At 71.5% G+C, this 20,143-nt stretch carries 17 protein-coding genes and 2 pseudogenes; 11 read left to right on the forward strand and 8 right to left on the reverse strand.

Features of this window, described 5'->3' with window-relative positions; translation table 11 throughout:
* Positions 1-126: 126 nt before the first annotated feature.
* From ACIGXP_RS02420 to ACIGXP_RS02435, 4 genes and pseudogenes are all read left to right on the forward strand, one after another.
* Complete coding sequence (locus tag ACIGXP_RS02420) at positions 127-1,932, forward strand: ABC transporter transmembrane domain-containing protein (RefSeq protein WP_399763090.1); 1,806 nt, start codon at positions 127-129, stop codon at positions 1,930-1,932.
* Positions 1,929-3,710: an ABC transporter ATP-binding protein gene (locus ACIGXP_RS02425; RefSeq protein ID WP_399763092.1), complete on the forward strand. Its 1,782-nt coding sequence runs from the start codon at positions 1,929-1,931 to the stop codon at positions 3,708-3,710. Before ACIGXP_RS02420 ends, ACIGXP_RS02425 begins: the two co-directional genes overlap by 4 nt.
* Before the next feature lie 767 nt (positions 3,711-4,477).
* The gene (locus tag ACIGXP_RS02430) at positions 4,478-4,948 is read left to right on the forward strand and encodes a DUF5709 domain-containing protein (RefSeq protein WP_363215353.1); all 471 of its coding nucleotides are present in this window, start codon (positions 4,478-4,480) and stop codon (positions 4,946-4,948) included.
* An 18-nt stretch (positions 4,949-4,966) separates the two neighbouring features.
* A pseudogene (locus tag ACIGXP_RS02435) lies at positions 4,967-5,223 on the forward strand (type B 50S ribosomal protein L31).
* A gap of 35 nt (positions 5,224-5,258) precedes the next feature.
* Here ACIGXP_RS02435 and ACIGXP_RS02440 read toward each other — a convergent pair.
* Positions 5,259-6,053 carry a metal-dependent hydrolase gene (locus tag ACIGXP_RS02440; protein WP_363215351.1) on the reverse strand — a complete coding sequence of 265 codons (795 nt, stop codon included), beginning with the start codon at positions 6,051-6,053 and terminating at the stop codon, positions 5,259-5,261.
* Between the two features lie 145 nt (positions 6,054-6,198).
* On the opposite strand from ACIGXP_RS02440, the gene ACIGXP_RS02445 reads away from it, so the two are divergent.
* Positions 6,199-8,712 carry a DUF3516 domain-containing protein gene (locus ACIGXP_RS02445; protein WP_363215350.1) on the forward strand — a complete coding sequence of 838 codons (2,514 nt, stop codon included), beginning with the start codon at positions 6,199-6,201 and terminating at the stop codon, positions 8,710-8,712.
* Between the two features lie 40 nt (positions 8,713-8,752).
* Positions 8,753-9,622, forward strand: coding sequence for an acyl-CoA thioesterase (locus ACIGXP_RS02450; protein WP_399763094.1), 870 nt, complete (start codon positions 8,753-8,755; stop codon positions 9,620-9,622).
* A 21-nt stretch (positions 9,623-9,643) separates the two neighbouring features.
* Here the strand turns inward: ACIGXP_RS02450 and ACIGXP_RS02455 are convergent, their stop codons facing one another.
* On the reverse strand, positions 9,644-10,222 hold the full coding sequence (locus ACIGXP_RS02455) for a TetR/AcrR family transcriptional regulator (RefSeq protein WP_399763095.1): 579 nt from the start codon (positions 10,220-10,222) through the stop codon (positions 9,644-9,646).
* A gap of 90 nt (positions 10,223-10,312) precedes the next feature.
* Here ACIGXP_RS02455 and ACIGXP_RS02460 point away from each other — a divergent pair, with 90 nt between their 5' ends.
* The 4 genes and pseudogenes from ACIGXP_RS02460 (at position 10,313) to ACIGXP_RS02475 (ending at position 13,502) form a co-directional block, all read left to right on the forward strand.
* Positions 10,313-10,759: an anthrone oxygenase family protein gene (locus tag ACIGXP_RS02460; RefSeq protein WP_399763097.1), complete on the forward strand. Its 447-nt coding sequence runs from the start codon at positions 10,313-10,315 to the stop codon at positions 10,757-10,759.
* A gap of 92 nt (positions 10,760-10,851) precedes the next feature.
* Positions 10,852-11,278 (forward strand): annotated as a pseudogene (locus ACIGXP_RS02465) (DUF4267 domain-containing protein).
* 162 nt (positions 11,279-11,440) lie between these two features.
* On the forward strand, positions 11,441-11,977 hold the full coding sequence (locus tag ACIGXP_RS02470; protein ID WP_399763098.1) for a GNAT family N-acetyltransferase: 537 nt from the start codon (positions 11,441-11,443) through the stop codon (positions 11,975-11,977).
* Positions 11,978-12,281: 304 nt separating this feature from the next.
* The gene (locus tag ACIGXP_RS02475) at positions 12,282-13,502 is read left to right on the forward strand and encodes a metallophosphoesterase (protein WP_399763100.1); all 1,221 of its coding nucleotides are present in this window, start codon (positions 12,282-12,284) and stop codon (positions 13,500-13,502) included.
* Positions 13,503-13,781: 279 nt separating this feature from the next.
* Here the strand turns inward: ACIGXP_RS02475 and ACIGXP_RS02480 are convergent, their stop codons facing one another.
* Positions 13,782-14,966, reverse strand: coding sequence for a DUF6397 family protein (locus ACIGXP_RS02480; RefSeq protein ID WP_399763102.1), 1,185 nt, complete (start codon positions 14,964-14,966; stop codon positions 13,782-13,784).
* A 126-nt stretch (positions 14,967-15,092) separates the two neighbouring features.
* Positions 15,093-15,506 carry a roadblock/LC7 domain-containing protein gene (locus ACIGXP_RS02485; protein WP_363215344.1) on the reverse strand — a complete coding sequence of 138 codons (414 nt, stop codon included), beginning with the start codon at positions 15,504-15,506 and terminating at the stop codon, positions 15,093-15,095.
* A gap of 91 nt (positions 15,507-15,597) precedes the next feature.
* Here ACIGXP_RS02485 and ACIGXP_RS02490 point away from each other — a divergent pair, with 91 nt between their 5' ends.
* The gene (locus ACIGXP_RS02490) at positions 15,598-16,026 is read left to right on the forward strand and encodes a PPOX class F420-dependent oxidoreductase (protein ID WP_363215343.1); all 429 of its coding nucleotides are present in this window, start codon (positions 15,598-15,600) and stop codon (positions 16,024-16,026) included.
* A gap of 15 nt (positions 16,027-16,041) precedes the next feature.
* On the opposite strand, the gene ACIGXP_RS02495 is transcribed toward ACIGXP_RS02490, so the two are convergent.
* The 4 genes from ACIGXP_RS02495 to ACIGXP_RS02510 all read right to left on the reverse strand — a co-directional run bounded on the left by ACIGXP_RS02495 (position 16,042) and on the right by ACIGXP_RS02510 (position 20,116).
* Positions 16,042-16,644 (reverse strand): ATP/GTP-binding protein, encoded by a 603-nt coding sequence (locus tag ACIGXP_RS02495; RefSeq protein ID WP_363215342.1) that lies wholly within the window; start codon positions 16,642-16,644, stop codon positions 16,042-16,044.
* A 70-nt stretch (positions 16,645-16,714) separates the two neighbouring features.
* Positions 16,715-17,128, reverse strand: a complete 414-nt coding sequence (locus tag ACIGXP_RS02500) for a DUF742 domain-containing protein (RefSeq protein ID WP_363215385.1) — start codon at positions 17,126-17,128, stop codon at positions 16,715-16,717.
* Between the two features lie 19 nt (positions 17,129-17,147).
* Entirely contained in the window at positions 17,148-17,585 is a 438-nt protein-coding gene (locus ACIGXP_RS02505) for a roadblock/LC7 domain-containing protein (protein WP_363215341.1), read from the reverse strand.
* The gene (locus ACIGXP_RS02510) at positions 17,582-20,116 is read right to left on the reverse strand and encodes a nitrate- and nitrite sensing domain-containing protein (RefSeq protein ID WP_399763105.1); all 2,535 of its coding nucleotides are present in this window, start codon (positions 20,114-20,116) and stop codon (positions 17,582-17,584) included. Before ACIGXP_RS02510 ends, ACIGXP_RS02505 begins: the two co-directional genes overlap by 4 nt.
* Positions 20,117-20,143: the final 27 nt, after the last annotated feature.

A 20,143-nucleotide genomic window follows, 5' to 3' on the forward strand; every position in this document is an offset into this window, starting at 1 on the left:
CCGGTGGATTCAGATAGCGGTCGAGGAAAACCGTTTGAAATTCACCACTCTGCGACGCCAACCTGTCACGGCTTGTCCGCGTTCATCGCCGCTTCCCCCTGCCCTGACACGAGCCACTGGGACGTCATGCAGATTCAAGACCTGCCGTATTCCGATCCGGGCGTCCCCGACGCACGTTCGGGCCCCCGACTCCTGTGGTGGCTCTGGCGGAACCAGCTGGGCGGACAGCTGAAGTCGCTCGCCTGGGGCCTGTTGCACTTCGTCTCCGTGTCGGCCCTGCCCTTCTGCGTCGGCCTCGCCGTCCAGGCGGTCGTCGACCGCTCCGGCACCCGGCTCGCCCTGACGGGTGGTCTGATGCTGCTGTGCGGCACGGGCATCGCCCTCGGTGACACCTTGCTGCACCGGGCCGCCGTCACCAACTGGATCACGGCCGCCGCCCGCGTCCAGCAACTGCTGGCACGCAAGGCCGCCCTACTGGGCTCCGCCCTGACCCGGCGGGTGGCCGCCGGCGAGGTGGTGGCCGTCTCCACCGGTGACGTCGAGAAGATCGGCTGGTTCGTGGAGGCCGTCTCCCGGTTCACCGCGGCCGCGCTGACGGTCGTCGTGGTCTGTGCCGGCCTCCTCCTCTACCAGCCCGCCCTGGGTGTGGTCGTCGCCGTCGGACTGCCCGTGGTGGCCCTCGCGGTACTGCCGCTGCTGCCCCGTGCGACGCGCCGCGCCGACGTACAGCGCGAGAAGGCGGGCCGGGCCACCGAGCTGGCCTCGGACACGGTCGCCGGACTGCGGGTACTGCGCGGCATCGGCGGCGAGGAGCTGTTCCTCGACCGCTACCGCCGGGCCTCGCAGGAGGTACGGCACGCCGCGGTGCGCAGCGCCCGGATGTGGTCGCTGATCTCCGCGATCCAGGTACTCCTGCCCGGACTGCTGCTCATCGCCGTCGTCTGGCACGGCATCCACCTGGCCCGACAGGGCCGCATCACCGTGGGCGAACTCGTCACCGTCTACAGCGCGGTCATGATCCTCAACTACCCGCTGCGGCACTTCGAGGAGATCGCCATGGCGTACTCCTTCTCGCGCCCGTCGGCCAAACGGGCGGCCCGGGTGCTGTCGCTGGAGCGGTCCACGGCCACCGAGGGCACCCGCGAGGCCGAGGTCCCCGGTGGCGACCTGTACGACCCCGGCACCGGTCTGCTGGCTCCCGCCGGCCGTCTCACCGCCGTGGTCTGCGGCGACCCGGACGCGGCGGGCCGGCTCGCGGAGCGGCTGGGCGGCCATCCCACCGAACCGGGCCGCTCGGCGCTGCTCGGCGGCGTGCCCCTCGACGAACTCCCCCTGGACACCGCCCGTACCGCCGTCCTCGTCCAGGACAAGGACCCGGTGCTGCTGTCCGGCACCCTGCGCGAGCTGCTCGACGTCCCCGCCTCCGGAACCGTACGGGCCGCGGACGCGCTGGACGCGGCACAGTGCGGCGACGTCCTGGACGCGCTCGTCCAGGGATCGCTGGACGCCGCGGACCCGATGGACGCCCGTGTCACCGAGCGCGGGCGCTCCCTGTCCGGCGGCCAGCGCCAGCGGCTCGCGCTGGCCCGGTCGCTGATCACCGACCCCGAGGCGCTGGTGCTGGACGAGCCGACCTCCGCGGTCGACTCACACACCGAGGCACGGATCGCGGACGGACTGCGCCGACTGCGCTCCGGGCGCACGACGGTGGTGTTCACCTCCTCACCGCTGCTGCTCGACCGCGCGGACCGGGTCGCCCTGGTCCACGAGGGCGAGGTCGTGGCGGTCGGCGTGCACCGCGAACTGATCGACGGCGAGCCGCGATACCGGGCCGTGGTCACGCGGGAGACGGACGACGAACTGGCCGCGGCCGACCAGGGTGCACTGGTGGGCGCGCGGCAGGAGCGGGAAGAGATCGAGGAGAGCGCATGATCGGCGTTGCGCCACCGGCGTACGACCCGGCGGCCCCGACGACCGCCACCACCCTGCCCGTCGGCGCGGCGGCGACCGTACGGGCCTACGTCACCGAGCTGTTCCGCCGGCACCGCCGGGCCTTCCTGCTGCTCATCGCGGTCAACACGGTGGCCGTGATCGCGTCCATGGTGGGTCCGTACCTGCTCGGCGGCCTGGTCGAGCGAGTGTCCGACGGCGCCCGGGAGCTTCATCTCGGCCTGACCGCCGGTCTGTTCGTGCTCGCGCTCGCCGTGCAGGCGGCGTTCGTACGACAGGTACGGCTGCGAGGCGCGATGCTCGGCGAGCGGATGCTGGCCGACCTGCGCGAGGACTTCCTCGTCCGCTCGGTCGGGCTGCCGCCGGGCGTGCTGGAACGGGCGGGCACCGGCGACCTGCTCTCCCGCATCACCACCGACATCGACCGCCTGGCCAACGCGATGCGTGAGGCCGTGCCCCAGCTGGCCATCGGCGTCGTGTGGGCCCTGCTGCTGCTCGGCGGGCTGGTGGTGACGGCGCCGCCGCTGGCGGCCGCCGTGCTGCTCGCCGTGCCGGTGCTGGTGGCAGGGTGCCGCTGGTACTTCAAGCGGGCGCCCTCCGGCTACCGCTCCGAGGCCGCCGGGTACGCGGCGGTCGCCGCCGCCCTCGCCGAGACGGTGGACGCGGGTCACACCATCGAGGCGCACCGGCTCGGCGACCGCCGCGTCGCCCTGTCGGAGCGGCGGATCAAGGAGTGGACGGTCTGGGAGCGGTACACGCTCTGGCTGCGGTCCGTGCTCTTCCCGGTGATCAACGCCGTGCACGTCATCGTGCTGGGCTCGGTCCTCATGGTCGGCGGGGTGTTCGTCCTGCACGGCTGGATCGGGGTGGGCCGGCTGATCACAGGTGCGCTGATCGCACAGATGCTCGTCGACCCGGTGAACCTGATCCTGCGCTGGTACGACGAGGTACAGGTCGCCCAGGTGTCGCTGGCCCGTCTGGTCGGTGTGCGGGACATCGAGCCGGACGCCGGGGACGCCTCGCTGACGCCGGACGGACGCGACGTGCACGCCGACCGGGTGCGCTTCGGCTATCGCGAGGGCGTGGACGTGCTGCGCGAGGTGTCCCTGGAGGTCGCCCCGGGCACCCGGCTGGCCCTGGTCGGCCCGTCGGGCGCGGGCAAGTCCACCCTCGGCAGGCTGCTCGCCGGGATCTACGCACCCCGGGACGGGCGGATCACCCTGGGCGGCGCCGAGCTGTCCCTGATGCCGGCGGAACGCGTCCGCTCGCACGTCGCCCTCGTGAACCAGGAACACCATGTCTTCGTCGGCTCCCTGCGCGACAATCTCCTGCTGGCCCGCACCGGCGCCACGGACGCCGAGCTGTGGGCCGCCCTGGGCGCGGTCGACGCGGATGCCTGGGCGCGGGCGCTGGACGACGGCCTGGACACCGAGGTCGGCTCCGGCGGTCTCACGCTGACCCCGGCACAGGCCCAGCAGATCGCGCTGGCCCGGCTGGTGCTCGCCGATCCGCACACCCTGGTCCTGGACGAGGCGACCTCGCTGCTCGACCCGCGCGCGGCCCGGCATCTGGAACGCTCCCTGGCCCGCGTCCTGGACGGCCGCACGGTGGTCGCCATCGCCCACCGCCTGCACACCGCCCACGACGCCGACGTGATCGCCGTCGTGGAGAACGGCCGCATCAGCGAGCTGGGCAGCCATGACGAGCTGGTCGCGGCGGACGGCGCGTACGCCGCGCTGTGGCGGTCCTGGCACGGGTGAGGATCCGCCCCCGACCGGTACGGCAGCGCGGCACCCACCCACAACGCCGGTCACCGCGCTCCCCTGGGGGCTTCGCGGACCCTGCCCGGAACAGCACCGCCGGGCGCGGTGACCGCGACGGCCGCACCTTGGGGCGGCCGCGTCGGGGCGGGGCGGCGTGCGGCAGGGTCTGCCGGCGCTGGGGGGCACGGGGCTGTGGCGGGGCGGCGTGCGGTGAAGTGAAGGCCGCCGGCGGTCGCGCCCGGCGTTCACTGGAGTCCGACGGCGGGCGCGCCCGGTGGTCGCTGCAGTCCGACGGCGGGCGTGGCGGCCGGGCCCAGCGGATCGAGGGGCCGTGGGACCTGCCGGCGCTTGGGCAGCCAGGTCGCGGCGGCACGGCGTGCGGCGGGCTCCGCAAGCGCCCAGGAAGCGCGGGCTGTGGCGGGGCTGCCTGCGGTAAGGGCCGCCGGCGGTCGCGCCCGGCGTTCACGGGAGTCCGACGGCGGTCGCGCCCGGCGTTCGCCGGAGGCCGCCCGCGGTCTGGGGGGTCGGGCAGGGCCGGCCGGTGCGTGGTGGGGGCTGTCGGGTGCCGGTGTTCGAGTGGTGGGCCTGAGCGGCGGCCGTGCCGTTGCGCGGGGCCGAGCAAGGGTGGAAGGCTGGAGAACGGCACAGGCTCGGGGAACGCCACGGAACCATCCGGTCCGCGGCGTGTGACCCTCGTGTCGCGCGTGCTGACGGCCCGCCGCCCGTCGCGGTGGCATGGCCGTCCTCACCACCTGGAGGTACTCGTGGACAGCGCCGACGGCTGGGGGGACGACGTCTACCAGCCCGATCCCTCGGAGATCCGGGAGGACTCGGGGGTGCTCGACGTCGAGGACACACTGGACTTCGACGGCGTCAACGACCCGCTCGATCGCGGCTGGTCCCCTCCGGAGCGCCCCTGGGCAGTGGAGCACCGCGGGGTGACGGCGGCCGAACGCCAGGCGGGCGAGAGCCTCGACCAGCGGCTTGCCGAGGAACTGCCCGACCTCGACACGCCTGACGGCGACGGCCTCGGCGACTGCACCGGAACCGACGGGGAACTCCTGGACAACGAGGTCGGCCACCTCCGCTCCGGCCGGCTGGTGGCCCCGGACGAGGGAGCGCACGAGGACGAGGAGGCGGCCCTCGTCGCCACCGACGTCGGCATCGACGGTGCCGCCGCCTCCGCCGAGGAGGCCGCGATGCACATCGTCGACGAGGACTCCCTGTCCGGCTGACCCGCAGGAGGAGCCGCCATGCAGGAGGACAAGCACCCCGACTATCACCCCGTGGTCTTCCGTGACCGCGCCGCCGGATACGCGTTCCTGACCCGCTCGACCGCGCGGAGCGAGCAGACCATCGAGTGGGACGACGGCCGCACCTACCCGGTGATCGACGTGGAGATCTCCTCGGAGAGCCACCCCTTCTACACGGCCGCACCGTCGACACCGAGGGCCGGATCGCCCGCTTCGAGCGCCGGTACGGCGGGGCCGACGCAGGCGACGTGACCTGATCCGAAGCGGTGCCCCGGGTCGGGTGACGGTTGCCTCAGATCACGTTGAGGGCCGCCGCGCAGCCCACTCCGCCGAGCAGCATGAACACGGGCATCAGCACCTTCAGCTCCACCCAGCTCCCGGCGCGGAACCGCATCGCCTTCGGCGGCCCCACGGGATACCAGCGTTTGCGGCCCACGGGGATCGGCCACAGGATCGGGCAGCCCGACACCGTCAGCGCGTCCCCTATGTCATGCACCAGGGCGCCGAGGACGATCGGCAGGCCGAGCCACAGGTACTCCTGTCCCGGCGCGGTGAACAGCCAGTCGGAGCCCTTGCCCGGCTTGTCCAGGATGCCCGCGAGAATCCATGCGCTGGTCGCCGCCAGCAGCCAGACCAGGACATCGCTGCTGGAGCCGCGCGCCGCCCGCCACAGCAGCCCCTCGATCGCCAGCACCATGTGCACGAACAGGATCGCCAGCACCGCCCAGCGGCCTCCCGTGATCGCTGCCGCCGAGCAGCCGGCCCCGATCAGGACAGCCCAGATCCAGGTGTGCGTCAGCGTGCGGTGGCCGCCCGAGCGGCGCGGGTCGCCCTTCATCCTGGTCGCCTTGTAGACGGCGTACGACAGCTTGTCCACGACCTCGCAGGTCCAGCGCGAGAGCGGCCCGAAGGCCCGCGAGATGGTGGCCGCCTTGTGGTCGAGGTCCGGGGCGAGCGCGGCGCCGGCGCAGATCAGAGCGCCGACGAGGAGCACCGGCCAGGGCATCGGGCGCCCCGCTGCGGCGGCGGCCGCTCCGACGCCGAGCCAGGCCGCGGCCCCCGACAGTGAGTGTGCTGGTCCCATCATGGCCGCTTCCCGCCCCGTTCCTCGTGTGCCGCTGTCCAGTTGACCTGGTGCGCTGACCCTGCGTCGGCGTCACAGCGTAGCGGCCGTGATCTTCGTGCCCCCAGCCGATTCCCTTCTCGGGGACGAGGCCAGGCAAGATGGGTGCGTGACCCTCATCGATCAGCTGCCGCCGACCGCCGACCCCGACGCCCTGTACGAAGCCTTCGAGTCGTGGGCCCAGGAGCGCGGCCTCACCCTCTACCCGCATCAGGAGGAGGCGCTGATCGAGGTGGTCTCCGGGGCGAACGTGATCGTCTCGACGCCCACCGGCTCCGGCAAGAGCATGATCGCCGCCGGTGCGCACTTCGCCGCTCTGGCCCGGGACGAGGTCACGTTCTACACGGCCCCGATCAAGGCGCTGGTGTCGGAGAAGTTCTTCGAGCTGTGCAAGCTCTTCGGCACCGAGAACGTCGGCATGCTCACCGGCGACGCCTCCGTGAACGCCGATGCTCCCGTGATCTGCTGCACCGCCGAGGTGCTGGCCTCGATCGCGCTGCGCGACGGCAAGGACGCGGACGTCGGCCAGGTCGTCATGGACGAGTTCCACTTCTACGCCGAGGGCGACCGCGGCTGGGCCTGGCAGATCCCGCTGCTGGAGCTGCCTCAGGCGCAGTTCATCCTGATGTCGGCCACTTTGGGTGATGTTTCCTTCTTCGAGAAGGACCTCACCCGCCGCACCGGCCGCCCCACCGCGGTGGTCCGCTCGGCGACCCGCCCGGTGCCGCTCTCCTACGAGTACCAGCTCACGCCGCTCACCGAGACGCTCACCGACCTGCTGGAGAGCAAGCAGGCGCCGGTGTACATCGTGCACTTCACGCAGGCACAGGCCGTGGAGCGGGCTCAGGCGCTGATGAGTATCAACATGTGCTCGCGTGAGGAGAAGGACCAGATCGCGGAGTTGATCGGCAACTTCCGCTTCACCACCAAGTTCGGCCGCAATCTCTCCCGTTACGTCCGGCACGGCATCGGCGTGCACCACGCCGGCATGCTGCCCAAGTACCGGCGTCTGGTGGAGAAGCTCGCCCAGGCCGGTCTGCTGAAGGTCATCTGCGGCACGGACACGCTCGGTGTGGGCGTCAACGTGCCCATCCGCACGGTGCTGTTCACGGCGCTGACCAAGTACGACGGCAGCCGTGTCCGCACCCTGCGGGCCCGTGAGTTCCACCAGATCGCGGGCCGGGCCGGCCGGGCCGGCTTCGACACGGCGGGGCTCGTCGTCGCGCAGGCGCCCGAGCACGTCATCGAGAACGAAAAGGCGCTGGCGAAGGCGGGCGACGACCCGAAGAAGCGGCGCAAGGTGGTGCGCAAGAAGGCGCCGGAGGGCTTCGTCGGCTGGACCGAGAACACGTTCCAGAAGCTGATCGAGTCGGAGCCGGAGCCGCTGACGTCGCGTTTCCGGGTGACGCACACGATGCTGCTGTCGGTGATCGCCCGCCCGGGCAACGCGTTCGAGGCCATGCGTCACCTTCTGGAGGACAACCACGAGCCGCGCAGGCAGCAGCTGAGGCACATCCGGCGGGCGATCGCGATCTACCGTTCGCTGCTCGACGGCGGAATCGTGGAGAAGCTCGACAAGCCGGACGCCGAGGGTCGCATCGTCCGGCTCACGGTCGACCTCCAGCAGGACTTCGCGCTCAACCAGCCGCTGTCCACGTTCGCGCTCGCCGCGTTCGAACTCCTCGACCCCGAGTCGCCCTCCTACGCCCTCGACATGGTGTCCGTCGTCGAGTCCACCCTGGACGACCCGCGGCAGATCCTCGTCGCCCAGCAGAACAAGGCGCGCGGCGAGGCCGTGGCCGCGATGAAGGCGGACGGCGTCGAGTACGAGGAGCGCATGGAGCGGCTCCAGGACATCACGTACCCGAAGCCGCTGGAGGAGCTGCTCTTCCACGCGTACAACACCTACCGCAAGAGCCACCCGTGGGTCGGCGACCACCCTCTGTCGCCGAAGTCCGTCATCCGCGACATGTACGAACGCGCTTTGTCCTTCACGGAGTTGGTGTCCTTCTACGAGCTGGCCCGCACCGAGGGCATCGTGCTGCGCTACCTGGCCAGCGCCTACAAGACCCTCGACCACACCATCCCGGACGACCTGAAGTCCGAGGACCTGCAGGACCTCATCGAGTGGCTCGGCGAGATGGTGCGCCAGGTGGACTCCAGCCTGCTGGACGAGTGGGAGCAGCTCGCGAACCCGGAGGAGATGACCGCCGAAGAGGCCCAGGAGAAGGCCGACGAGGTCAAGCCGGTCACCGCCAACGCGCGCGCCTTCCGGGTCCTGGTCCGTAACGCGATGTTCCGCCGTGTGGAACTGGCCGCTCTCGACCAGGTCGAGGAGCTGGGCGAGATGGACGCCGAGTCGGGCTGGGACGCCGACGCCTGGGGCGAGGCGATGGACAAGTACTGGGACGAGTACGACGACCTGGGCACCGGTCCCGATGCCCGCGGCCCCAAGCTGCTGGTCATCAAGGAGGAGCCGGAGAACGGACTGTGGCGCGTCCGCCAGATCTTCGACGACCCGAACAGCGACCACGACTGGGGCATCAGCGCGGAGATCGACCTCGCGGCCTCGGACGCCGAGGGCCGTGCCGTCGTCCGCGTCACCGATGTAGGCCAGCTCTGAGCTGCTTCCGGCCAGTTGTGAGCCAAGGAGAATCCCACCGATGACGAACCCGGCCGAGAGACTGGTCGACCTGCTCGACCTGGAGCAGATCGAGGTCAACATCTTCCGTGGCCGAAGCCCGCAGGAGTCGCTGCAGCGGGTCTTCGGCGGCCAGGTGGCGGGCCAGGCGCTGGTCGCCGCCGGCCGCACCACGGACGGCGGCCGTCCGGTGCACTCGCTGCATGCGTACTTCCTGCGCCCGGGCCGCCCGGGGGTGCCGATCGTGTACCAGGTGGAACGGGTCCGCGACGGCCGGTCGTTCACCACGCGCCGGGTCACGGCCGTGCAGGAGGGCCGCACGATCTTCAATCTGACCGCCTCCTTCCACAAGCCCGAGGAAGGACCGTTCGAGCATCAGCTGCCGCCGGCCCGCGAGGTGCCGGACCCGGAGTCGCTGCCCACGGTCACCGAGGAGATCCGCAAGCACCTGGGCGCGCTGCCGGAACAGTTGGAGCGGATGGCGCGCCGCCAGCCCTTCGACATCCGCTATGTCGACCGGCTGCGCTGGAACGCCGAGGACATCGAGGGGGCCGAGCCGCGCAGCGCCGTGTGGATGCGCGCGGTCGGACCGCTCGGTGACGACCCGCTGGTCCACACGTGCGCGCTGACCTACGCCAGTGACATGACTCTCCTGGACGCGGTCCGTATCCCGGTCGAACCGCTGTGGGGGCCGCGGAACTTCGACATGGCCTCGCTGGACCACGCCATGTGGTTCCACCGGCCGTTCCGCGCGGACGAGTGGTTCCTGTACGACCAGGAGTCGCCGATCGCGGTGGGCGGCCGGGGTCTTGCCCGGGGTCGCATCTACAACCTCTCAGGGCAACTGATCGTGTCCGTGGTGCAGGAGGGACTCTTCCGCAAGCTGGGCTGACCTGGCCGCCGGGACGGTGTGTCAGACCATGGCGAGCCGGTCCACCAGCAGCTCCACCCTCGGCTCGGCGTCCTCGGGCAGCAGGCGGCCCGCGCGGGTCAGGGTCGCAAGGCCATGCAGGGCCGCCCAGAACAGCTCGGTGAACAGCCCCGGGTCGACGCCGTCGCCGGCGACCTCGCCGAGAGTCTCCAGCAGGGCGGCGAAGGCGTCCTTCAGAGGCTCGGGGGTGTCTTCCTGCGCGTACGCCAGGCCGCCGTCGAGCTGGAACAAGGCGTCGTAGACCGCCGGGTTGCGTGCGGCGAAGTCCAGGTAGGCGCGGGCCAGGGCGGCGACCCGGGCGCGCGGGCCGTCCGCGGCGGAGGTCGCGGCCCGCACCTCGGTGGCCAGTTCGGCGGCCCCCTGAAGGGCGACGGCGCCGATGATCTCGCGCTTGCCGCGGAAGTGGCTGTAGAGGACGGGCTGACTGTATTCGATGCGCTCGGCGAGCCGGCGGGTGGTGACTGCGTCCCAGCCCTGCTGCTCGGCGAGTTCGCGGGCTGTCGCCACGATGAGGCGCTCGCGCTCCGCCCGTTCGCGCTGCTTGCGTTCCTGTACCGACATAAGTCGATCCTAGCACCGCTAGACAATCGAGCGGCAGCAGCACTAGCGTTGCCTCATCAGCTAGCAACGCTAGTTCACGGAGGGATCGTCATGCTCAACGCACTTGAGGTCGTCACCACCGTCGTCGTCGGCCTGATGGTGGGGGTGGAGTTCTCCGTCGCCTTCGTCATGAACCGGATCCTGGACGCGCTTCCCGAGGACAGCGGCCAGCTCGGCCATGCCCACGGCGGCCGGATGCTCGGCGCCCTGATGCCGTTCTGGTACATCGGCTCGGTCGCCCTCAGCGCGATCTGGGCCGTCGCCGGATGGCACCGCCACGGCGCCGGACTCGTCGCCACCGCCGCCGGACTGCTGATCGTCAGCGTGGTCATGTCGATGCTGCTGCTCGTCCCGATCAACAACCGAAACAAGACCTGGACCCCCGAGAGCCGGCCCGCCGACTGGAAGGAGCAGCTGCACCGCTGGGAGCGCTTCCACTACGTCCGCGTCGCCATCATCATCGCCGCCTTCGCCCTGCTCGCCTCCGCCCTCGTCTGATACCACCACTGCCCCGGCATGCGCTGGTTCGCCCACTCAGCAAGCTCCAACGAAGCCCACCGAGCCGACGAAGACTCGCAAGGAGAAGAACGATGTCGCTGAAGAAGATCAATACCGTTCTGGCCGCCGCCTTCATCCTCTTCATCCTCTGGTGGGGGGGGGGAGTTCATCTTGAGCCCGGAGACGACGGCGCCGAGCTTCGGCCTGCCGAGCTGGCCGTCCGGCGACGGCGACGGCTTCCTGATCATCAAGGGAATCCGCGACGTCGTCCTGGCTCTGGTCCTGGGCATCCTGCTGGTGACGGGCCACCGCCGGGCGCTGGGCTGGGTGCTGCTGGTGGAGGCCCTCGCCGCGTACGGCGACATGACCACAGTGCTGGCCCACCACGGCTCCGTGGCCACCGCGCTCGGCGTCCACGGCCTGACCGCGACACTGATGGTGGTCAACGGCCTGCTGATCATGCGCGAGACCCGCAAGGCCGCGGCCGCTCCGGTCACACCAGCCCCGCAGCCCGCCTAGGGCGCGGATCGGGTCGTGATCAATCCGTGGGTTTCGCCCCGTTCCAGGCCCTGGCCCGGTAGTCCCTCGTGCGTGACGCGCGCGACTGACGGACGAAGAGCGGGAGTTCATCGAGCCGCACGGCGGTGGGGGGAGATAGTGGGGAAGAATGATGGGATGGTCATGCTTGAGACCCCACGTCTGATCCTGCGTCGCTGGCGCGAGGAAGACGTTGCGCCCATGGCCGCCATCAATGCCGACCCCGAGGTCATGCGGTGGATCCGTGACGGCAGCGTCCGTGACGAACAGCAGACACGCGGCGGGATCCGGGCATGGGAGAGCGAGTGGGAGTCACAGGGCTTCGGCCTGTTCGCCGTGGAGATCCGGTCCACTGGCGAGCTGGCCGGGTTCACCGGCCTGTCGGTACCCCACTTCTTGCCGGAGGTACTGCCGGCGGTTGAGGTCGGCTGGCGGCTGGGACGTTCCCACTGGGGGCAGGGCTTGGCCACCGAGGCCGCTGCGGCCGCTGTACGGTTCGGGTTCGAAGAGCGAGGGCTGGAGCGGATCGTCAGCATCACTCAAGTCGGCAACGACGCCTCCGAACGGATCATGACCAAACTGGGGATGCGTCCGGTCCGTGAAACCGTCAACCCCACCGGCGGTCGGCGGGTACGGGTGTTCGAGTTGTCGTCGGACCAGTACGTCACAACCACTCATTGATGGTGGTCGGTTGCTTCCGGAAGTCGTGAGGCGTGAGATACGCGCAGGGCGGCGGGCTGACCGACGCCAGGAGGACCACGCGGAAGCGGATCCGGATGGAGGCCGTCCCTCCGCTGCGGCATCCTCCTTCACAGCACCCTCACGGCCGCGTTGACCTTGTGGCCGTCAAGCCACCCAAGTACGGCCCATCAACTCGGAGGCCACGCCCCATGGGGCTGCCCACCATGTGCACCCCGTCCGACCGGACCGGGACGGCCGGATACAGTGCGCGCGACGGCAACCTGGTTGCTCAAGGAGGGGAAGCGTGACCGACACCAGCGAAACCCGATCCGCCGACAGTGCAGCGCACGCGACTCAGCAGAGCCGACTGCACCGCCTGATGCGCTACCTCCCCCTGATCGCCCCCGTCCTGCTGTGGACCGTGCCCTGCTGGCTGCTGCTGCACACCGGCCAGCACTGGCCGCTCCCTGTCACGCTCGCCGGCACCGCCCTGTTCGCCCTCGGCCTGATCGGTATGCCGCTCGCGATGGTGCGCGGCCACGGCCGACGCCAGCAGGACTGGGCGGCGATCGTCGGTGACACCCTGCTGGGCACCAGCTGGGTTCTGTTCACCTGGTCCGTTCTGATCGGCGTCTTCCTGCGGCTCACCCTGACCGTGGTCGGCGTCGGCGAGAGTCAGGACCGGGCCCGAATCGTCACCTGGGCCGTCCTCGGCGTAACCGCCGCACTGCTCGCCTGGGGGTACGCCGAGGCCCGCCGCGTGCCACGCGTGCGCGAACTTGACGTACAACTCCCGCGCCTGGGGGCCGGGTTGGACGGCACGCGCGTCGTCCTCATCACCGACACCCACTACGGCCCGCTCGACCGCGCCCGCTGGTCGGCGCGGGTCTGCGAGACGGTCAACACGCTGAAGGCCGACCTGGTCTGCCACACCGGAGACATCGCGGACGGCACGGCCGAACGTCGCCGCGCCCAGGCCGCCCCACTCGGCACCGTGCAGGCCACCCGGGCCCGGGTCTACGTCACCGGCAACCACGAGTACTACAGCGAGGCCCAGGGCTGGGTCGACCTGATGGACGAGCTGGGCTGGGAGCCGCTGCGCAACCGCCATCTGCTGCTCGAACGCGGCGGCGACACCCTCGTGGTCGCCGGCGTGGATGACGTCACGGCCGAGTCCTCCGGCCTCGCCGGCCACGGCGCCCACCTCGCCGGAGCCCTGCACGGCGCCGACCCCGACCTGCCCGTCCTGCTCCTGGCCCACCAGCCCAAGTTCGTCGACCGGGCGGCAGCCGGCGGCGTCGACCTCCAGCTCTCCGGCCACACCCACGGCGGCCAGATCTGGCCCTTCCACCACCTGGTCCGCATCGATCAGCCCGCCCTCGCCGGCCTCAGCCGCCACGGCACCCGTACCCTCCTCTACACCAGCCGTGGCACCGGCTTCTGGGGCCCGCCCTTCCGCGTCTTCGCCCCGAGCGAGATCACCCTGCTCGTACTCCGCTCCCCGCAGCGGCCCCCCACGCCGTAGCGCCGGGCGGGCCGGCGGTTCCGCCTCGGAGATGCTGCAGTGCACCGGCACCCCGAACAAGGGCTACGCATCCTGCAACGCCCTGTGCATGGCCGAACGCCGCCGCGGACTCCCCACCGGCTACGGCCCCAGCGACCTGCAGTCGGCCTACGGCCTGACCTCCGCCTCCGCCAGCGGCTCCGGCGGGACCCGCGCAGCAAACGTCTGCTTGTCCCGGTCGTGGGGGGCCTTTTCAGGTCCCTGTAGTCAGCGAGTGGTCGGGGTCCGTGGCCGAGTGGTTCAGGCTCGCGCCGGTCGGTGGTTTCTCCGCCGCAGCCAGGCACGCAGGCCGCGATCGGGCTGCGGCGGGGCCTGTTCGGGCCCGCGGTGACGGCGACGGGCCGAGGAGGACGCGGCCGGCACCACCACCGACGCACCCCCTGCCCGGACGGCCTGCGCCCGGCACGCTCGTGTCACCGGCTCGTCCGTCGGCTTGGCCGGCCCCAGCAGCGAGGCGCAGTCCGGCCCGAACGCTGCGGCCACCGTCCCACTCTGCGGCTCGGGCACCCGTGCCACGGCCGGATCTTCGGCGGGCTCTGCCGACGACCGCGCCGTCGGTTGCGTGAGTCGCGTGACCGTGGGGGCCATCGGAGGAATGGGGTGTGCTGCCACTCGCCGGGTCGGTGCGGTGCGGCGGGCGGCCGGGCGCGGGGCCGGGAAGAGGGTGCGGGCCTCCTCCAGCAGCTGGCACAGCTCGCTGCGCAGCCACTCGATCTCGTCCGCGTCCTGCGCCGTCGCGATCCGCTCGGCCAGATGCGCGGCAGGTGATCCCGGGGTGCCCTGACCGGGTTGCGCCGGCCGGAACCGGTTCAGGTAGGAACGCGCATACGGATCCTTGACGACGTCGGCGATCTCGACGGGAGACAGGAAGCCCGCCACGGCTCCGGCCCGGGCCCACGGCTGCTCGGCCTGCCGCAACAGGAACCCGAGATGGCGTGCCCGCCAGTTGCGGGCGCGCAGGTCCACCCCGGCGGCCAGCTGGCCGCGCAACGTCTCGGGTGTGCGCCCCTTGAGCAGGGTCGCGTTCTCTGTGTCCGATGTGAAGCTCCGCAGGTCGTCCGCGAGATACAGCCAGACGATGGCCCGGTAGCGGTTCAAATACCACTTCACCGGCACGAGCAGGCCCAGCCGGGCGAGGCGGGTGAACCGAGCGGCCGGGATCTTCATGAGCGCGGCGCCCTCCGTCGTGCCCACCACCCGCACGCGGTCGAGCAAACTCTCCGGATAGCCCTCCTGTGCGCGGAGGCGGTCGATCTCCGCGCGCTCCACCCTCCGGCCTCCTCCCCCGCCCTCGTCGGGCACGGTCCGGATGTGGCCGAGGTGCACGGCGAGGTCGAACTCGCCACGCTTGAGGCCCAGTTCCCGAGCGGCATGGCTGGGCGTGCAGGTGGTGGACCGGGGCTGGCTGAACGTGCTTGCCGACATGGTCGTACTCCCCCGTGGAGTCGTTGGCTCACGCCTTGTGCGTTCGTCGTGCACACACGGTAGCCAATCCGGCCCAGTTCCCGCCGAGCCTGTGGACAACTCCACCAACGAAGGAGAAGCCGCAGGTCAGACGTCTGCGATGGGGGTTCGCTCCGGCTGCCTGGCGTCGACGCCGAGGTGTTCGCCGACACGATTGACGAGCAAGGTCATCTCGTAGGCGATCTGGCCGATGTCGGCCTCCGCGCCGCTGAGCACACACAGGCAGCTGCCGGTGCCGGCCGCGGTCACGAACAGCACTGCGTCGTCGTACTCGATCATGGTCTGGCGTACCCGGCCGGCACCGAAGTGGCGTCCCGATCCCTTGGCCAGGCTGTGCAGCCCGGACGCCACGGCGGCAAGATGCTCGGCATCCTCACGGCGTAGGCCCGTACTCGCGCCCGTGACCAGGCCGTCGTTGGACAGAACCAGCGCGTGCCGCACGTGGTCCACCCGCTCGGTCAGATCGTCCAGGAGCCAGCCGAGTCCCTGGTTCTGCGCCATCTCCGTCTCCCCGTGTGATGTCTCCCCCTGGCTGGAGGAACTCCCCGCCAGCCTTCCCCACCACCGGCGTCCGGGCAAGCACGATGGGCGCATGGCACAGAAGATGACCGACGAGGAATGGCGGGCGTTCGTCTCGGACGGCACCCGGACCGGCAAGCTGTCCACCGTTCGCGCCGATGGGAGCCCTCATGTGGCCCCGATCTGGTTCCTGCTGGACGGCGACGAACTCGTTTTCAACACCGGTAAGGACACGGTGAAAGGACGCAATCTGGCCCGTGACGGGCGGATCGCCCTGTGTGTGGACGACGATCGGCCGCCGTTCCACTTCGTGGTGCTCAACGGCCGCGCACGGCTGTCGGAGGAACTGGACGAGCTGCGTCACTGGGCCACCCGGATCGCCGCCCGGTACATGGGCGAGGACCGCGCCGAGGAGTACGGCGCCCGCAACGGCGTTCCGGGTGAGCTGCTCGTCCGGGTCAGCATCGACCAGGTGGTGGCCGTGCGGGATCTGGCAGCCTGAGCGGCACGCCCGGCCTCAGCCGACCGAGTCCAGCAGCCGGGCGGTGTGCATCCGCCCGGCATACTCGACGAGCCGGATCAGGACTTCCTTGCCGGAGTCCCGCTCCCGCGCGTCGCACAGCACCACGGGCGTGCCGTGGTCCAGGTCGAGGGCCCGGGAGACGTCGTGGACGCCGTAGCTGCGGGCTCCCGCGAAGCAGTTGACGGCCACCACGAACGGGATGTGCCGGTGCTCGAAGTAGTCGACTGCGGGAAAGCAGTCCTCCAGGCGCCGGGTGTCCGCGAGGACGACGGCGCCGAGGGCGCCCTGGGACAGCTCGTCCCAGAGGAACCAGAAACGGTCCTGTCCGGGTGTGCCGAAGAGGTAGAGCGACAGGCCGGAGCGGATGGTGATGCGCCCGAAGTCCATGGCGACGGTCGTGGTGGTCTTCTGGTCCACGCCGTCGGTGTCGTCCACCAACTGCCCTGCCTCACTGAGCAGTTCCTCGGTGCGCAGCGGCCGGATCTCGCTGACGGCCCCGACCAGGGTCGTCTTGCCGACGCCGAATCCACCGGCGACCAGAATTTTCAGGGCCAGGGCGGAGGTGTCGTCGGCGTCGTCGGAGTGCTCGATGACCATGATCACTTCTCTCGGGAGGACCGGTACGGACCGGATGCAGAACGGCGTACGGCGGGTTCGGAACGTTCATCTACAGCGCTCGCAGTCCCGCGATGACCTCGCGCAGAATCCGTTCGTCGGGCAGCTGTGCCGGGGGTACGGGACGGCTGATGACCACACAGCCGAGTTCCAGGAGGTCACCGAGCAGCACCCGGACCACGCCGACGGGGAGGTCGGCGTCCGCCGCGAGTTCGGCGACGGACTGTGTCTCCGTACGGCACAGCGCTGTCAGCGTCCGGTGTTCGGGGCCGAGCGCGGTGTCGTCGTCGAGTGCCGGTGCCGCGGGGTCGAGGGTGACGAGCGCGATCAGGTCGAAGCGCACCCCGGTGGGCCCCGGCTGGGTGCGCCCGCCGGTCATCGCGTACGGGCGGACGAGCGGTCCGGCCTCGCCGTCGTACCACTGACTGCCCGGCTCCCACGGACCGCCGGTCTGGTTCTCGGTCATCGATGCCGCCATTGCGGGATCATCCGGCGGCGGGCGGCTGCGCGGCGACACGCGGCGGGGTGTACAGGTGCTCGCCGACCCTCTTGACCAGGCGCGCCATCTCGTAGGCGACCAGTCCGATGTCGGCGGTGACGGCGGTGAGGACGGCCAGGCAGGAACCGTCGCCGGCGGCGGCCACGAAGAGGAACGCGTCGTCCATCTCGACCATGGTCTGCCGCACGCCGCCCGCTCCGAAGTGCCGTCCCGCGCCCTTGGCGAGGCTGTTGAAGCCGGAGGCGACGGCGGCGAGGTGCTCGGCGTCCTCCCGTGCGAGGCCGCTGGAGGCGCCGACGGCCAGCCCGTCGTTGGAGAGCACGACGGCGTGTCGTACCTCGCTCACGCGCAGCACCAGGTCGTCGAGCAACCAGTCCAGTTCGCCGGAGCGCTGGCCGGCCCTCGTGTTCGGGTCCTGGATCATGCCGGGTCTCCTTCACTGCTGTCACTGCCCGTCGGGGGTTCCGTGGCGACGCCGCGGCCCGGCTGTCTGCCGCCGCCGCGAGCCCAGCCGTCGCGGTAGGCCGCCATGCGGTCCCGTACCTGCTCGGGGGTGCGCCGTTCGTCGCCGTGCCGTGCGGTTTCCGGTGCCTGTGCTGGGGGGCGCTGCCGGAGCTGGGGGGCGAGGCTGGCCTGGCGCACACGGCGTGGGAGGTCGTCGTCGGTCTCGGAGTGCTCGGATGGTCGGTGCAGCCTCAAGGCGGTGACTCCGGGGGGCGGGGGTTCGTCGACGCTTCCGTACGGGTTCGGCTCGTCGGCACCGTGGGGTTCGGGAGCGGTGGCCGCGAGGGCGGGCCGGTCCGACCGAGCCGTGACGGCCTCCTGGTGCGAGGTGGCGCCGGGTACGCGCGCGTACTCGCGTTCCTGCCGGGGACGGGCCCGCTCGCCCTGGTCGCAGGCGCGTTCCGGCGCGCCGCTGTGGAGCAGGGCGGTGGGCACCAGGACGACGGCCGTGGTGCCCCCGTAGGGGGAGGTCCGCAGGTGCACCTTGACGTCGTGCCGGGAGGCGAGCCGGCTCACCACGAAGAGGCCGAGCCGGTCGCTGTCGAACAGGTCGAGGGCCTCGGACTGTTCGATGCGGCGATTGGCCTCCGCGAGGGTCTCGGCGCCCATGCCGAGGCCCCGGTCCTCGATCTCCAGGGCGTAGCCGTTGCCGACGGGTTCGCCGGTGACGCGCACGCGTGTGTGGGGCGGCGAGAACTGGGCGGCGTTCTCGACGAGTTCGGCGAGCAGGTGGGTGAGGTCGGCGACGGCGGCTCCGATGACATGGGCCTCGGGGAGCTGGCGTACCTCCACGCGCGCGTAGTCCTCGACTTCCGACACGGCGGCCCGTACGACGTTGGTCAGGGACACCGGCATGCGCCAGGCCCGGCCGGGAGCGGCGCCGGAAAGGATGATCAGACTCTCGGCGTGCCGCCGCATACGCGTGGTGAGGTGGTCCAGGCGGAACAGATCGCTCAGTTCGTCGGGGTCGTCCGAGCGGCGCTCCATGCTGTCCAGGAGGCTGAGCTGGCGGTGGACCAGTACCTGACTGCGGCGGGCCAGGTTGACGAAGACGCCGGAGATGCCGCTGGCGAGTTCGGCGCGCTCCACGGCGGCGCGCAGGGCGGCGCGGTGGACGGTGGTCAGGGCTTCCGAGACCTGACCGGTCTCGTCCTCGGCGGGTGGTCCGGCGGGCGCCTCCGCCTGGATGTCGATGTCGTCGCCGGCGCGCAGTCTGCGCATCGCTTCGGGGAGTTTGCGGCGGGCGATCTCCAGGGCGTCGTTGCGCAGGCTCACGAGTTCGACGACGAGCGCGCGTCCGATGCGGACGGAGATGACGAGCGAGGCACCGACGGCGGCGAGGCCCAGGAGTACGGCGGCGCCCGCGGGGCTGAGCAGGCCGTGCGTGACCGGATCGGCCCGGCCCGCGACGGCCCGGCCCGTGTCCGTCGCGATGTCCTGCATGCCGTCCCGCACGCGCGCGTGGGCTGCGCTCCAGGCAGCCTGCGGTGCCGCGCCGGCCGGTGTGGCGCCCGGTGCTGCGGCGAGGATCTTGTCCTCGGCGGCACCGAGAGCGGTGTAGGAGTCGCTTCCGGCCACTTCCTGCCAGGCGGCGCGCTGGGCGGCGGGCAGATCGGCGACGGCCGTCTCGGTGAGGGCACGGCGCGCGGCGACGGCGGCGCCGAACAGCCGTAGCCGCTCACCCCGCAGCTGCCCGGCGGTCCGGGCACTGCCAAGGACGGTGTCCTCCTGGGCCAGCGCCTCGGCGGCCCGGCTGAATTCGAGCAGCACGCGCGCGTCGGAGCCGACGTCGGCCTGCTGGATGCCGGTGAGGGCACCGTCCGCGGCGAAGGCCGCGCCGATGGTCTTCGTGTACTGCGTGTACGCCGTGTCCCAGCCGGCCTTGTGGCCGAGTACGGCCGTACGCAGTGCGCGCAGGTGCTCGGCGCCGGTGACGAACGCAGCGAGGCGCCCGGAGACAGCGGCAGGCAACTCCTGGCTGTCCGCGACGGTATTGTCGCGGCCGAGCCGCAGCTCGGCGACGGCCCGGTCGGTGCGGGCGGCCAGGCTTCGCAGGTCGCTGCCGTCGGCCGCGCCCGGCGCGCCGGCGTAGCGCACGGCCGCGGTGCGCTCGGCCTGGAGGGCGGCGACGGCGACGGCCACCGGGGTGCGCAGTTCGGCGTCGACCCGCTGGGACTGCCGCAGCCGGGCGACGTCCTGGGCGGTGGTGACGGTGGCATACGCCCACAGGGCGAGCAGCGAGACCACGGGCACCATCAGCAGACTGACCACCTTGGCGCGCACGGTACGGGGGCGCAGGTGCCGGCGGTTTCCACGCGCGCGTGCCGTGGCCGGTGCGGTACCGAGCCCGCGGTCGGAGCCCTCGTCGGCGGGCGGTCCGGCATGGGCGCGGCGGCCGCGTGGCGGGGGCGCCGGGGCGCCGGCTTTCGGGGCGTTACGGGGTGGGCGCATGGCCTCCTCGCTCGGGACGTGGGTCGG

This window comes from Streptomyces sp. NPDC053069 (genome assembly GCF_044546895.1).
In the GTDB taxonomy this organism is placed as follows: domain Bacteria; phylum Actinomycetota; class Actinomycetes; order Streptomycetales; family Streptomycetaceae; genus Streptomyces.